1 pseudogene is annotated in these 281 nt (G+C 44.8%); it reads left to right on the top strand.

The window, feature by feature from the left end:
- Nucleotides 1–27 precede the first annotated feature (27 nt).
- Nucleotides 28–281 (top strand): annotated as a pseudogene (locus ACTHSX_RS10615) (hypothetical protein); the annotation flags it as partial.

Here is a 281-nt window from a genome sequence, read left to right as displayed (position 1 = left end):
CAATAAAAATGAAAAAACGAGATTATTATGGAAAACAACCGTCTTGACCCCAAAGCCCTCGAGGAAGAAGACCTGAATTGGGAAAACCGCCTGGAAAGATTGCGTCAGGCACGACAATTCAATACCGCGCCGACTCATGCACCATTGGTTAAAAAATCGGACGACGCTGTCGAAGCTGCGCCCAAAACCGCACCTAAACAAGAATATAAGTTGGATGCTGACAATCGTGAAAAAGTATGGGAAGAATATTTGTACCGTTGGCAGCTGGAACACAATACTGC

The sequence above is a fragment of the Neisseria sp. P0014.S002 genome, from assembly GCF_051958295.1.
Classification (GTDB): Bacteria; Pseudomonadota; Gammaproteobacteria; order Burkholderiales; family Neisseriaceae; genus Neisseria; species Neisseria flavescens_B.
The sequence above is the reverse complement of the archived record's forward strand: the minus strand, read 5'-3'. Positions and strand labels throughout refer to the sequence as shown.